This window comes from Eubacterium sp. AF19-12LB (assembly GCF_003479125.1).
GTDB lineage: Bacteria > Bacillota > Clostridia > Lachnospirales > Lachnospiraceae > Eubacterium_U > Eubacterium_U album.
The window spans coordinates 14212-29832 of the sequence record NZ_QUGP01000006.1 but is presented as its reverse complement, the minus strand read 5'-3'; the positions used below and the strand labels follow the sequence as shown (position 1 = coordinate 29832).

Annotated in this window: 6 protein-coding genes; 5 read left to right on the top strand and 1 reads right to left on the bottom strand. The window is 32.7% G+C overall.

What is annotated here, in order from left to right; all coding sequences use genetic code 11:
• Positions 1-148: 148 nt before the first annotated feature.
• From DWX29_RS07330 to DWX29_RS07320, 3 genes are all read left to right on the top strand, one after another.
• A complete protein-coding gene (locus DWX29_RS07330; protein WP_243003081.1) occupies positions 149-493 on the top strand; it encodes a metal-sensing transcriptional repressor in 345 nt (114 codons plus the stop codon).
• A gap of 133 nt (positions 494-626) precedes the next feature.
• Complete coding sequence (locus DWX29_RS07325; RefSeq protein WP_118565516.1) at positions 627-3224, top strand: heavy metal translocating P-type ATPase; 2598 nt, start codon at positions 627-629, stop codon at positions 3222-3224.
• A 472-nt stretch (positions 3225-3696) separates the two neighbouring features.
• The gene (locus DWX29_RS07320) at positions 3697-4473 is read left to right on the top strand and encodes a ZIP family metal transporter (RefSeq protein ID WP_117910675.1); all 777 of its coding nucleotides are present in this window, start codon (positions 3697-3699) and stop codon (positions 4471-4473) included.
• 105 nt (positions 4474-4578) lie between these two features.
• On the opposite strand, the gene DWX29_RS07315 is transcribed toward DWX29_RS07320, so the two are convergent.
• Positions 4579-5148: a biotin transporter BioY gene (locus DWX29_RS07315; protein WP_117910676.1), complete on the bottom strand. Its 570-nt coding sequence runs from the start codon at positions 5146-5148 to the stop codon at positions 4579-4581.
• A gap of 418 nt (positions 5149-5566) precedes the next feature.
• Between DWX29_RS07315 and feoB the strand changes: the two genes are divergently transcribed.
• Complete coding sequence (feoB, locus tag DWX29_RS07310) at positions 5567-7954, top strand: ferrous iron transport protein B (RefSeq protein WP_118565515.1); 2388 nt, start codon at positions 5567-5569, stop codon at positions 7952-7954.
• A gap of 361 nt (positions 7955-8315) precedes the next feature.
• Entirely contained in the window at positions 8316-15524 is a 7209-nt protein-coding gene (locus DWX29_RS07305) for a discoidin domain-containing protein (protein WP_118565514.1), read from the top strand.
• The last annotated feature ends 97 nt before the right edge of the window (positions 15525-15621 follow it).

Sequence of the window (15621 nt, the reverse complement as noted above, 5' to 3'; positions counted from 1 at the left end):
TAATAGAGAAAAACTTTTGCTGATATAAAAATAAATAAAACAACTTGACACATACCCTACAGGGGTATAAAATGCAAATGTAAAAATGAAAGACTAATATAATTAAAGATGTATGAAAGGAGTCGCTTTGGAAGAGAATAAAAAAGAAGTGCAGGCAACAGCAAGTGGAAAATGCAGTAAATGTTGTACAGTCGAAGACCACAATTGTTGTAGTCATAAAACAAAAGAAAGAACTGAAAAAGAATACAAGGATTTAATTAACAGACTTAACCGAATTGAAGGACAGGTTAGAGGAGTTAAAAATATGATTGAAAATGATGCTTATTGTACGGATGTGCTTGTCCAGGTATCAGCAATCAGATCAGCATTAAACAGTTTTAGCAAGGTGTTGTTGACTAATCATATAAAAACCTGTGTGGTTGATAATTTGAAACAGGGAAATGATGAAGTGGTAGATGAATTAGTAGCTACATTACAAAAACTATTAAAGTAATCATATTAGTATGTAGAAAAATAAAATTAACTTGTGACTATGTAATTTAATAAATTTTATAAAAAATAGAATATATTGCTTTTTAAGTCGCAGTTAATTAATAATTACAAGTTCTAAATCGAGGTGATAAACAATGACAAAATATTCAGTATATGGAATGAGTTGTGCCGCCTGCAGTAGCAGAGTAGAAAAGGCTGTTTCTAAAGTAGAGGGAGTAAATTCCGTAGCGGTGAATTTACTTACAAATTCAATGATAGTTGAGGGAGAGGTTGAGCCTGAGATAATAATGAAGGCAGTAGAAGACGCAGGTTATAAGGCAAAACCTCAGAATGGCGAAAAAGCAAAATCAGAAGAGCAGACAGATGAATTAGACAATTCAGGTGAAACTAAGAAAATACGAAACAGATTTATTTGGTCAATTATTTTTCTTGTTCCACTTATGTATATTTCAATGGGAGTTACAATGTGGGGATTTCCTGCACCGGAAGCATTTGAAAAGAATCATATTGCCATGGGACTTACAGAGATGTTGTTTACAATCATAATTATGATTATAAATAAAAAGTTTTTTGTCAGTGGCTTGAAAGGACTGATAAATAAAGCCCCTAATATGGATACTCTTGTAGCACTTGGTTCGGGAGCTTCATTTGGATACAGTTTGTATGTGCTGTACGCAATGACATTTGCACAAGTTGATGGAAATATGGAACTTTTACATCATTATATGCATGAATTTTATTTTGAATCAGCTGCAATGATTCTTACACTAATTACATTAGGAAAAATGCTTGAATCATTTTCAAAAGGAAAAACAACAGATGCACTAAAGGGACTTATGAAGCTTGCTCCAAAAACAGCTACTATAATTGATGCAAATGGAACAGAAAAAGTTGTGGATATTTCAAAGGTGACCATAGGAGACATTTTTGTTGTAAGACCTGGTGAAAGCATTCCAACAGATGGTGTCATAATAGAAGGAAGCAGTGCAATTGATGAATCAGCGCTTACAGGTGAAAGTGTTCCAAAAGATGTAACGGTAAATGATGAAATATTTGGTTCAACAATTAATAAATCAGGGTTCATTAAATGTAAGGCAACAAGAGTAGGTGAAGATACTACTTTATCACAAATAATTCATATGGTAAGTGATGCTGCGGCAACAAAAGCACCAATAGCAAAAGCGGCAGATAAAGTATCCGGAGTATTTGTTCCGGTTGTAATTGTGATAGCACTAATAACCATAGTTGTATGGCTTATTGCAGGAAAAGACGTAGGTTTTGCACTTGCCAGAGGAATATCAGTATTGGTAATAAGTTGTCCTTGCGCGTTAGGACTTGCAACACCTGTAGCAATTATGGTTGGTAATGGAAAAGCAGCAAGAAATAATATTTTATTTAAAAACGCAGTTGCACTTGAAAATACAGGAAAAACACAGATAGTTGCTTTGGATAAGACAGGAACAATTACAAGTGGAAAACCGGTTGTAACAGACATTGTTGGAAATGATAAGCATGAACTTTTAAGGATTGCTTATGCTTTAGAAAGTAAAAGCGAACATCCTTTAGCATCGGCGATAGTTGAATATGGAAAAGCGAACAACATTAAAATGCATGATATTAATGAGTTCTCAATTGATGCGGGATACGGTCTCAAAGGTAAAATTGAAGGAAATGCTGTAGCAGGTGGTAATTTAGCATATATAAGCAAATTTGCAAATGTAAGTGATGAATTAATAAAGAATGCAGAAGAATTAGCAAAAGAAGGAAAAACGCCATTGTATTTTTGCAAAGCCAAAGATGTGCTTGGCATTATTGCAGTAGCGGATGTTATAAAAGAAGAAAGTATTGTAGCCGTTAAGAATCTTAAGAATATGGGAATTAAGGTTGTCATGATTACAGGTGATAATGAGCAGACAGCACAGGCAATAGGAAAGAAAGCAGGAGTGGATGAAATCTATGCAGGAGTTTTACCACAGGGAAAAGAAGAAATAATCCGCAAACTTTCAGAAAGTGGAAAGACGGCTATGGTTGGTGATGGTATAAATGATGCACCGGCATTAACAAGAGCAGATATTGGTATAGCAATCGGAGCAGGAACAGACGTTGCAATTGATGCGGCAAGTGTTGTCTTAATGAAAAGTGATTTAAGAGATGTACCGGGAGCAATAAGATTAAGTAAAGGTGTATTGAGAAATATTCACGAAAATCTATTCTGGGCATTTTTCTATAATGTAATAGGAATACCTCTTGCGGCAGGCGTATGGTTCCCATTATTTGGATTAAAATTAAATCCAATGTTTGGCGCAGCGGCAATGAGCCTTTCAAGTGCGTGCGTAGTTACAAATGCATTACGATTGAATTTATTTAAAGTTCATAAAAAAGATGAAATGAACGTAAAGAATAAAGATAGTTTTGAAAAAATAAGTGATAATAATGTAATGATAAATTCAAATAAAAAATGTCAGTCAGGTTGTAATATTAAAGATAATAATATAAATTCAAATGTAAAGGAGACAAGTAAAATGGAAAAAATAATGACAATTGAGGGAATGATGTGTGGACATTGTGAAAAGGCAGTTAAAACAGCCTTAGAAGCAATAGATGGAGTAGAAAGTGCTGTTGCAGATCATGAAAAAAATGAAGCTGTTGTTAAATTAACTAAGCATGTGGATAACAATGTTTTAAAGGAAACAGTTGAAAAACTTGAGTATAAAGTTACAGAAATTAAATAATTGTTTTCATGTAACAAAATGATTACATGAAAACAGTAAACTTTGTACAAAACATCTAAAAAACGTTTTAATTTTATAAAGAATTTAATATACTCTTAAATAGTAAAATTGAACGGGTAAAAATTAAATAAGAAATTTACATCAAAAAAGACAAATAGTTATTCTTCGGATAAAACAAACTTTAAGGTTAAAGGCTTAAAACCTAATAAAAAGTATTACGTAAGAGCAAGAGCATATAGCATATATAAAGGTACAACTGTATATTGTAAATGGTCTAAGCGTAAGGTTATTATTAGAAAAAATAAATAAATATAAGTTAGTTAAAAATGAGACTGTAACACTAACTAAGTGATACAGTCTCATTTTTATGATAGAATACTTAATAGATTACAAAGTATAATTGTGCATAACATAAAATTAATATTAACAGTTATTATTTAATGCAATATATTAATATGAGAAAGGAAATAATATGAACGTATTTATAGGTTTAATCATACCATTTATAGGAACAACATTAGGAGCAATGTGCGTGTTTTTAGTTAAAAACAAATTAAATGACAAAGTGCAAAAAAGTTTATTAGGCTTTGCATCAGGAGTTATGGTGGCAGCTTCTGTGTGGTCATTATTAATTCCGTCACTTGAAATGTCATCAGAAATGGGAAAGTTATCATTTATACCGGCGTGTGTAGGATTTATGCTTGGAATCCTATTTTTACTTGGAATGGATATGCTAGTTCCTCATTTGCATGCCGGAAGTGATAAACCCGAAGGACCAAAGAAATCATTAAAGAAAACAACGATGTTAATTTTGGCAGTGACAATTCATAATATACCAGAAGGAATGGCAGTAGGAGTTGTGTTTGCCGGAATGATGGCAAATAACACGGGGATAACATTAGCTGGAGCCATGGCGCTTTCAATTGGAATAGCAATTCAAAATTTCCCTGAAGGAGCAATAATCTCCTTGCCGTTAGTGTCAGCAGGAAATACAAAAAAGAAATCCTTTGTTTACGGTATGTTATCAGGAATAGTTGAACCGATTGCGGCAGCAATAACAATAATGCTTACAGGAATAATTTTACCGTTGCTTCCATATTTATTGTCATTTGCGGCAGGGGCTATGATATATGTTGTTGTAGAAGAATTATTGCCTGAATCCGTGGAAGGTGAACATTCTAATATTACAACAATTGGATTTGCATTAGGATTTATGATAATGATGATATTAGATGTGGCACTAGGATAATTTGAAAATAAATAATATAAAAAATACGGCTTAAACATAAAAATGAGTAAGCCGTATTTTTTGTGACAAACATAAAGCTTGTCTGTTTATGGACTGATATACGAATTATAACTTAATTACTTTTTTTACACGGTCAGATATAATGAATGCAACTGCGAGTTTAACTAAATCAGGAATAACGAAAGGTGTTACGCACCATCCAAGAACAGTTGCAAGACCAATTGTACCTGTTGATTTCATGTATACAACCATGTACCATGCTGTACCAAATGCATAGCATACAACAAGTCCTAATAAAAGAGCTATAAGTCTAACAATGAATTTATTTCCTAATAAAGATGTGAATAACCAATAAATTAAAGCTGTACATAAGAAGCCTATAAGGTATCCGCCTGTTGTTCCTAAAAGTACGGCAACACCACTTTTAAATCCTGCAAATACAGGAACTCCGATAGCTCCTAATAATAGGAAAACTAAAATTGAAAGTGTTCCACGTTTTCCGCCTATAATTTCTAAAGTTACAAATACAGCAAATGTTTGAAGTGTAAATGGAACTGTCAATGGAATGGAAATCCAAGAACAAATTGCCATTAATGCTGCAAATAAAGCGATTAAAGTGATATCGATTGCTTTGCCTGATGATTTTGTTGCTGTTAAATTTTCTGTTGTTGACATTGTTTTCTCCTTTTTTCATAAAAATAATCACGTATAGATATTCTGAAATTTGACAGATATCCGAATATGTATTTATTGTTGATTTCAATTGTTGTATTGAATCAATTTTTATCATACATATGACAATATAAATGGTAAAAGATGAATTGTCAACCTATATCGCAAAAAAGTTGACAACTAAAATCCCAATATTAGTGATAACACTAATTAATGCACATACTAATTACTAACAATTTAAAATTGATATGATTTAAAGCAGAGTTAAAATTAAAAAATATAGTACATAGTAAAAAACGATGCTATAATGTACAGGATAATACATAATGGCAAATGCAATTTGGGATAAGTAATATATCAATATGAATTAATTATTAGAGTATATAGTTAAAGTATCCTTAATTGCAAAAGAGAGGTACATATGAAACTTTCAGAATTAAAGCAAAGCCAATCGGGAATTATTTCTGTGGTCGGTGGAGAAGGAAATTTAAGAGGTCATTTTCTGGATATGGGAATAATTCCGGGAACAAAAATCACTTATGTTAAAGCTGCTCCAATGGGAGATCCCATTGAGTACCGTATCTGGGGATATGAATTGACTCTTAGATTAGAGGATGCACAAAAAATAGAAATAAATATGTGCAATGAAAATGATAACAGGTTTTTGGATGACAAAGAGGAAAATCTACATAAAAATTACACTGAATCAGGGAAAGAAAAATTATCACATCATCCGGGCCTTGGAGAAATGGGAATATACCATGTTAAGCAACGTGGCGAAGAATTAAAAGATGATGAATTAATAACATTTGGTCTTGCGGGTAATCAGAACTGTGGAAAGACAACATTATTTAATCAGCTGACAGGCTCAAATCAGCATGTTGGTAATTTCCCAGGAGTTACAGTCGATAGAAAAGATGGACAGATTAGAAAACATGAGAATACTTTGGTTACTGATTTACCTGGAATATACTCAATGTCGCCTTATACAAGTGAGGAGATTGTAACAAGAGACTTTTTCTTAAATGACAGACCAAGAGGAATTATCAATATTGTAGATGCAACGAATTTTGAACGAAATATGTATTTGACAATGCAGTTAATTGAACTTAATATTCCGATGGTATTGGCGTTAAATATGATGGATGAGGTTCATAAAAACGGCGGAACTATTAAGATAAATGAATTAGAAGAAGCATTGGGAATACCGGTAGTTCCTATATCTGCCGCTAAAAATGAAGGTATAGATGAACTTATCGACCATGCGATACACGTTGCAAAGTATAGAGAACGTCCGGGAAGAATGGATTTTTGTGATGCGAATGGTGAAGATGGCGGAGCAATGCACAGGTGTCTTCATTCTATAATGCATTTGATTGAGGATCATGCACATAAAAAAGAGATTCCTACAAGATTTGCAGCAAGTAAATTAGTAGAGGGCGATGACGAAGTGCTTAAAAAACTTGAACTTGATCAAAATGAAAAAGAAACGCTTGAACACATCATTTTGCAGATGGAAAATGAAAGCGGATTAGACAGAGTGGCTGCTCTTGCAAAAATGAGATTTACATTTATTGACAAAATTTGCAAGGCTACAGTTGTTGAACCAAAGCAAAGCGTTGAACATATACGAAGTCAGAAAATAGATAAAGTGCTTACAGGAAAATACACAGCGATACCTTCGTTTGTTGCTATAATGGCATTTATATTTTGGATGACTTTTGGAGTGGTAGGAGCATGGCTTTCTAATCTTATGGAAATAGCTATTGATTTTGTTACAAATGCTTGTGATAAAGCACTTATTAGCATACAGGTTAATGAAGTGCTGAGATCGCTTGTGGTTGATGGAATATTGACAGGTGTTGGAAGTGTATTGAATTTCTTACCAATTATAGTTATTTTATTCTTCTTTCTATCATTGCTTGAAGATAGTGGATATATGGCAAGAGTAGCATTTGTAATGGACAAATTATTAAGAAAAATAGGTCTGTCAGGGAGAAGCTTTGTTCCAATGATAATCGGTTTTGGGTGTTCAGTTCCAGCTATAATGGCTACAAGAACATTGCCATCTGAAAGAGACAGAAAAATGACAATAATGCTTACTCCTTTTATGAGTTGCTCGGCAAAATTGCCTATTTATGCAATGTTTACCGCAGCATTTTTCCCTAGATATGGAGCATTGGTTATGACTGCTTTATATTTTACGGGAATTATAGTTGCAATAATTTACGCGCTAATATTAAATCATACGAAATTTAAGGGAGAGCCTGTTCCTTTTGTTATGGAACTTCCAAATTACAGACTTCCGGGAATAAAAAATGTAGGAAGATTGATATGGGATAAGGCAAAAGACTTTATTACAAGAGCATTTACAATTATATTCTTAGCTTCTATTATAATATGGTTCCTTCAGACTTTTGATTTGAAATTAAATGTTGTTGAGGATTCTAAAGACAGCATTTTGGCTTTAGTTGGAAGTATTATTTCTCCGATATTTAAACCATTAGGTTTTGGAAATTGGAAAATATCAACAGCACTTATTACAGGATTTACAGCAAAAGAAAGCGTTGTAAGTACATTGACAGTTCTTTTCGGTGGAACAAATATAGCACTTTATACAGCATTTGATACAACTACCGCTATAGTTTTTCTTGTATTTACATTATTATATACACCTTGCGTAGCTGCAATTGCATCTGTAAAAAGAGAATTAGGTGGAAACTGGGCAGCAATGATAGTGGTGTTACAGTGTGTAGTTGCATGGATTGTAGCGTTTATTGTTAAAATGTTATTGACTGTTATTGTTTAGTAGAACAGAAATTTAGTGATGAATTTCTTAAAGAAAAGAAAAAAATTTTGACCAATTAGGCTTATGATAGTTAAGTATTTGTGTCAGAAGTTACATAAAACTTATAGAACTAAAAAAATAATATATATATCAGATAAAACCCCATTATTGCTATTGAAATGTTTCAAAAGTAATAATGGGGTTTTATTAAAAATGTATAAAAACAATATGAAATGTTAATGAAAACAAGAAAAAATATAGTATAAAACATACAATAATGACAAAAAAAATATAAAAAAGTTTTTTTAGTTTTTTTGATTTTAAATATGAATTATAATATTAATTAGAAGGAAATTAATAAAATTAGGAAGAGGTAAGGGAAATGATGAATAGGTTACTTAAGAGGGGAGTATCATTAATACTTTCAGCAGCAATGGTTTTTACATTGTGTCCACAGACACAACTATTTAGTATTAAAGCTGCAGAAAGCGATGATACTCCTTATGTAATTTCAAAGGGGAGACCAGTTTATGCAAGCTCACAGAATGGTGATGGAAGTGGACCTGAAAAAGCAGTTGATGATGACATAACTACAAGATGGCAGGCAGCACAGAGTGATAAAGATGAATGGTTTTATGTTGATTTAGGAAAGAAAACGGATATTGACCATATTTATATTCAGTGGGAAGCTGCGTATGCTAAAAGGTATGAAATACAGTTATCAGATGATGAAGAAAACTGGACAACTGTATATGAAAAAGGTACTAAGCCGGGTGCATTTGTAAATATGGCAGTGTCATATGAAATTAAGTATGATGATAATAATAAGTGCTTTTATGCAGCAACTAATTGGACTAGTGTGGATAATGCAGTATACAGAGTAACAGAGAATGATGAAATTGCCTCAGCTCCTGATAATTACAAATTCACAGGACATGGAGTTGCAGGAGGACAAATAAAACTTGATGAGGGAAAGCATACAATAAAGGTTACGGCATTATCTAAAGATGATGGAAAAGAACTTGGATCAGGAACATGCGAAATTGATGTGTCTATTGGAAATAAAGGAAACAATGGAGTAGAGGTTGATTCTTCAGCAAATCTTAAACAGACTATTAATAAAGAAGATATGAGTGCAACATCTGCAAGATATGTAAAGATGCTTTGTACAGAGAGAGCAACTAACTATGGAGTTTCAATGTTTGAATTTCAGGTATATGGAACAGATGGTGTTGTAAAAAGACCAGTAAATTACGGAGAAAACATCGCACTTAATAAAGAAACAAAAACATCAGGCCTAAAAGATGAATGGTGGATGTATGATAAAGAAGGAAATTTATTACAAAAGGAACTTGATAAAGTAGTTGGAAAGAATGCAGTAGATGGTGATATGAATACATCATTCTCATCTAAAAATGATATTAATCAGTGGTTGAGTGTAGATTTAGGTGACAGTTATGATATAGGTCGTATATCTGTTACATGGACGGGTGATGCAGGAAAAGTATATGATTATCAGGTATCAAATGACGATAAAAATTGGACAAGCATATATAGAAATGTTAAAGGAACACCTAATTCTACGGATAATAGACAGGTATATGCACAGAATGTAAGATATGTTCGTGTCTTAGCGTATAGTAAAGTTGAAAAGGGAAGTGGAATAGGGATTTCAGAATTAGAAGTATATAAATATAAAGAAGGTGATGAAAAACCTGCAATTAATTTACCTGAATTACCAAAGACAAAGACAAAGACAGCAGGTAAAGCAACGTATATTTCTAATGATATGTATTTGGAACAGGCAAAAGTTCCGTATTATAAGACAGATAATGTAAAGGCACCTATAGAAAGTAATGACTGGTGGCAGTCAATGCTTATAAAGAAGTTTGGCAATACAATTTGTACAATGCCTTTTAAAGTTAGATTTTCAACAAAAGGATTAAGTGTTCTTACAGCTACAGACGGATGGCTTCAGGATCATGCAGCTACAGCTGTAAATTTATCTGTTATTTCAGAAACAACACCTGACTTTTATATTTTGCCGGAAAATTTAGACACAGATACAGCTTGTGATAAAGTAGCCGGTTATAGTGATTTTTCAGTTACGGCACAGTTAGCTGATGATGATCATGTAGCAATGACAAGTACATTTGTAAAAGGTTCGCCTTATATATATAATGAATTTGGTGATACTTTAGCATTTACAATTACATCGTCTTCTATAACATCTATATTTAATGGAAATGGTGAAGAAATACTTGATAAAGGTTCAGTTACTACAGACCATATCGGACTGGAAATAACAGATAATGATAACAAGGCTAAAACAAATACATCAAAGAGTTATTATTGTTTATCAGTTCCTGAAGGAACAGTATTCAAAAAAGTTGGAAATAATATTAAGGTAGAATTTACAGGTAAAAATGGATACATGTCAATTGGAACAATGACATCAAAGAATCAGATCGAAAAATTCTACAAGCATGGTTATGCATTTGTTGATAAAACTTCTGTAACATATAACTATGATGATGATTTGGCAAAAATGACATCAGTTTATAAGGTTTCAACAACCGTAAAAAGAGAAGGATTTGATGATACAACATTTATGTGTATGATGCCACATCAGTGGAAATATTCATCAAAGAACGGAAGTGAATTTGCAATATATCCATCAGTAAGAGGAGATATGAAAGCCATTCAGAGTAATGAATTTACTACAGTATCTGATTTCTCAGGCTTGATAGCTATATTTGCTAAGCCAAATGGAGAAAAAGATGCAGATGGAACAGCTACATTTGATACAGACGCGGTAGCGAGATATCTTAAGGATTTGGAAAATTCAACAAAGAATATTACACCTGCTGCAGATGCTTATTGGGAAGGTAAGAATTTACATCCTCTTGCAATGGGTGTAATAATGGCAGACCAGATTGGAAATATTGAATTAAAAGAAGTTTTCTTACAAAGACTGAAAGCAAGATTAGTAGACTGGTTTACATACGATGGAAAAAATGACATAAGTTATTTTGTCTATAATGAAGCATGGGGAACTATTTATTATAAAGAAAGTGAATTTGGTGCTAATGCAGCTATCTGTGACCATCATTTCACATATGGATATTTTGTATTTAGCGCAACGGTATTGGCTACATACGATAAAGAATTCTACAATGATTATAAGGATATGATTGAGATTCTTATAAGAGATTATGCAAATCCTACAGCAGACAGTGAATATTGCAGATTCAGAGATTACGATTTGTATGAAGGACATTCATGGGCAGGTGGATATGCAGATAATGATTCAGGTAATAATCAGGAGTCAGCATCAGAATCATTATTCAGCTGGATTGGAATGTATCTATGGGGAGTTCTTACAGAACAGAATTCTTACAGAGATGCAGGTATATTTGGATTTACAAATGAAATGGAAACAGTAAAGCAATACTGGTTTGATTATGACAGAACAACAGATAATAATGGAAATGTTATAAATAGTAACTGGGTTTCGGATTATCCGTATCAGGTAGTTGCTCAGGTTTATGGTGCAATTAATTTTTATGGAACGTTCTTTGGTGGACAACCATTGTATTGTTATGGTATTCATTGGTTACCAATTTCTGAATATTTAACATACTATGGAACAAACCATACAAGATGTGCACAAATATATCAGGGATTGTTAGATGACACTGATAAGGCAATTGAATATGCAGTAATAGATGCTAAAGCAGAAGGTAAATCTGAAGAAGAAATTGAAAAAATTAAAAATGATTATACAAGAGCTGATACAGGTTGGCAGCATATTACATGGCCATATCTGGCTCTTACAAATCCAACTTTAGCAATTGATAAATTCTTAAAGAATGATACTAAAGTACAGAAAACAGATACTGCATTAACATATTGGTATATTAATGCGCTTAAGGAAATAGGTGTAAGAAGTTCAGATTACAAGATTACAGGAATAGGAATAGCCGGAACAGTATATTATAAAGACAGTGAAAAGAAATACACTGCTGAAGTTTATAATCCTACAGGAGAAAGAAAAACAGCATCTGTAAGGGATAATAAAGGAAAAGAAGTAGGAACTGTTGAAGTGGGAGCTAATTCACTTATAAGTTTTGAAATTAAAGGTAAAGGATTTAGCTATAAGCAGATGTCAGCACCTACTATTAAAGCTACATCATTAGCATCTAAGAATGTTACTGAAAATATTTCAGGAACAAAAGAATTTGATGATACACAGTTAGTAGAGTTAGAGTGTGCAGATGAAGGAGCAACTATTTACTATACAACAGATGGTAAAGCACCAAGTAATGAATCTACTAAGTATACAAAAGGTGATAAAATACTTGTATCAAGTGATACAACTCTTAAGGCTGTTGCAGTAAAGGATGGCTGCATTGATTCATCATATTCGACAGCAACATTTAAAATCAAAGGAGAAACAATTCAGGATGATACAAATGTTGCATTGAACAAAACTGTTACTGCAAGTACAGAAGATGGTGGTAATAAAGCGGTAAATTCAGTTGATGGTAAAGAAGATACAAGATGGCAGGCAAAAGCAGATGATTCAAATGAATGGATTCAGGTTGATTTAGGCAGAGTCAGAGTAGTTAACACTGTAAAGGCAAAATGGGAAGCAGCTTATGCAGCAACATATGAGGTTCAGACATCAGTTGATGGAAAAACATGGAACATAGTCGCTACTGAAAATGGTGGAACAGGTTATATAACAACTACATTTGCAGCAACAAATGCCAGATATGTAAAAATACAGACAACGTCAAGAGCAACAGATTATGGATGTTCTATTTTCGAATTTGAAGTTTATGGTGCACGTCAGACTAATAAACCTACATTATCAATTGAGAGTGGAACATATGATGATGCACAGCAGGTTACTATGGAAACAGATGTAAAGGGTGCAGAAATCAAATATACATTAGATGGAAGCGAACCTACGGAAGATTCACAGACATACATTGAACCTATTACAATAAGTGAATCTTCTTACATTAAAGCTGTAACTTACAGAAAAGGAATGACTTTATCTGATGCAGCAGAAGCAGAAGTAATTATAAAGGGAACTTTAGGAATTAATAAGAAAGAAGCGTCAATTCCAAGAGATGGACAATTACAGTTGAATGGATTAAGCGATGAAAAGATAACATGGGAATCATCTGATAGTAAAATTGCAACTGTAGATAAAGATGGACTTGTAAAAGGTGTTTCTGTAGGTGATGTAGAAATAATTGCATCAATTGAAAATGGTAAAACAAAAACATGTAAGGTTACTGTAGTTGAACCAATTCCAATTACAAAGATAACTTTATCTGAAACAGAAGTAACACTTAAGAAAAAAGAGCAGGTTTCATTAGAAGCAGAGATAGAGCCTGAAAATACTACTGATAGTAAAGCTCTTACATGGACTTCAGAGAATGATAACATTGCTTCTGTAGATGATAAAGGAAAAGTAACTGCAAATGCAGTAGGAACTACAAAAATAACAGCCAAAGCAGGAAAAGTATTTGCAGAATGTACAATAACTGTAAGAGATGTTACAACAGAAGAAATGCTTGTAGATGAAAACTTTAACCTCGCTTTACATAAGAATGTTGAAGTATCTTCTCTATATACTAAAGAGGGAAGTCAGACAACAGATATCCTTACAAATGGAGTCCTTACAGATAATATATCATATGAAACAGACTGGGATAAAACAAGAACATATGAATATGTTCTTGTTGATTTAGGAAAGAATTATACAATAGAAGCATTAAATAAGGTCGCAATTAAATTTAGTGCTGAAAATACTGCAGCTGAGAATATGTCAGTTCAGTTCTCAAATAATGGCGTTGATTATGTAACAGCATATGAAAATACTGCGCTTAAGTATAGTGATTCAAAAGAAGGATTATTTACATTTGACACAAATGTAAATACAAGTGAAATGTCTAGTGTAAGATATGTTAAGTTCTATATGAAGGGACATAAAGACTGGGGATTCCAGATGAAAGAAGTTGCGGTCTTTAGTACAGAACAGAATGCTAAAGAAGTTGAATTTGGTACATGTACTCCTCCGACAGATTTCGCAGTAACAACACAAGATTTTTCTCAGATTACATATACTATTACACCGGCAGAAGGACAGGAAGATTACACATACGCAATTTGGATTGATGGAGTACGTATGGGAGAACCTGTAAAAGCAGGAACGTATACATTAGATGGAATAACAGATGGAGAACATGTAGTTGAAGTGCACTCATATTGTAAATTTAAGGATAATGACTACATTGCTTCAAAAGAAGGAATTTCAAGAACAATATCAATTGATGATGGAACTTTGTATAAACGTTTAAATACAAAAAGAAATATTGCAAAAGGTTGTAGTATTTCATTAGATTCAGTTTATTCAGGAGAGGGAAGTCAGGATACAAGTGTCTTAACAGATGGAGAAATATCACAGGCATTGGATAAGGTAGTTGAATCGGTATGGGGCGAAAAAACAGCTGTTATAAATCTTGATTTAGGAAAAGATTACAAAAAAGACCAGATAGACGGAGTACTTTTAGCATTCAAAAATGGAGATACTTATGGTAAAAAATACACTGTAGAATTTTCAGAAGATGGCAAAAACTTTGAACAGGTGGCAACTATTGAAAATAGTGAATTTAAAAATTATTTTGAAAATAAGTTGGATATGTCATTATATAGTCATAGTAAGGTAAGATATGTTAGATTTAATTTACTTGAAGGAGCTACAGGTTGGGGATATCAGATATCTGAAGTAGCTGTATTTGATAAAGGATTCTACAAAGTAACAATTGATGGAAATGTTAAAAAAGTAAAGAATGGAGAAACAATTACCTTACCTGGTGTAAATTCTGAGGGTACAAATAAACTTGGATATTATGATGTTGAAAATGATGAGACAGCAGCACCCGGAGCTACATATCTTGTAACAAAAGATGCTAAATTTGAAACAATTAATATGACAGTTAATTTGTTAAATGGAGCAAGCATGAGATTTTCGGAACCGTCAGGTTTAAGATTCCAGGCAAAAGTTACAACAGATAATGATGGACTTCTTGAACAGAACGCAGATGGTATAGGAAAACTTGTTACAACAGGAACTCTTATAAGTACAAGAGACTTGTATAATGATAACGGTGAGAAAATTGAACTAGATAGTAAATATACTAAGATTAACATTGTAAATACAGGCTGGTATGATGCTAATAAGAATAAGGATTATACTGATGATGTCGGAAATTACTGTGGTTCAATTATAAAGATTGCTAAATCAAATTATAAGAGAGAATTTATTGCAAAAGCTTATGCTACTATAAATTATACTTATTATAATTCAGATAATGGTAACAGTAGCATAACAGTATATTCAACTACAACTGATAAGAATGGAAATGAGATTGATGTAGTTGGAAGAACAATAAATTATGTTGCAACAGCTATAAAGAATTCAATAACATATTATAATTCATTACCTGAAAATGCCAGAAAATACGTTGATATGTATTTAGATGTTTCAGAAGAAAATACAAGCGAAGAATAATGTTTAAAAACTGGTTATAATTTTGGGCTACCCACATATTTGACAAACAACCAAAAAACTCTCCTACAAAATGAACTCATAATGTAGGAGAGTTTTG

Excerpts from the sequence above, each read along its gene's own strand:
- DWX29_RS07325 (WP_118565516.1), top strand. The coding sequence starts at position 627 with ATGACAAAATATTCAGTATATGGAATGAGTTGTGCCGCCTGCAGTAGC.
- DWX29_RS07320 (WP_117910675.1), top strand. The coding sequence starts at position 3,697 with ATGAACGTATTTATAGGTTTAATCATACCATTTATAGGAACAACATTA.
- DWX29_RS07315 (WP_117910676.1), bottom strand. The coding sequence starts at position 5,148 with ATGTCAACAACAGAAAATTTAACAGCAACAAAATCATCAGGCAAAGCA.
- feoB (WP_118565515.1), top strand. The coding sequence starts at position 5,567 with ATGAAACTTTCAGAATTAAAGCAAAGCCAATCGGGAATTATTTCTGTG.
- DWX29_RS07305 (WP_118565514.1), top strand. The coding sequence starts at position 8,316 with ATGATGAATAGGTTACTTAAGAGGGGAGTATCATTAATACTTTCAGCA.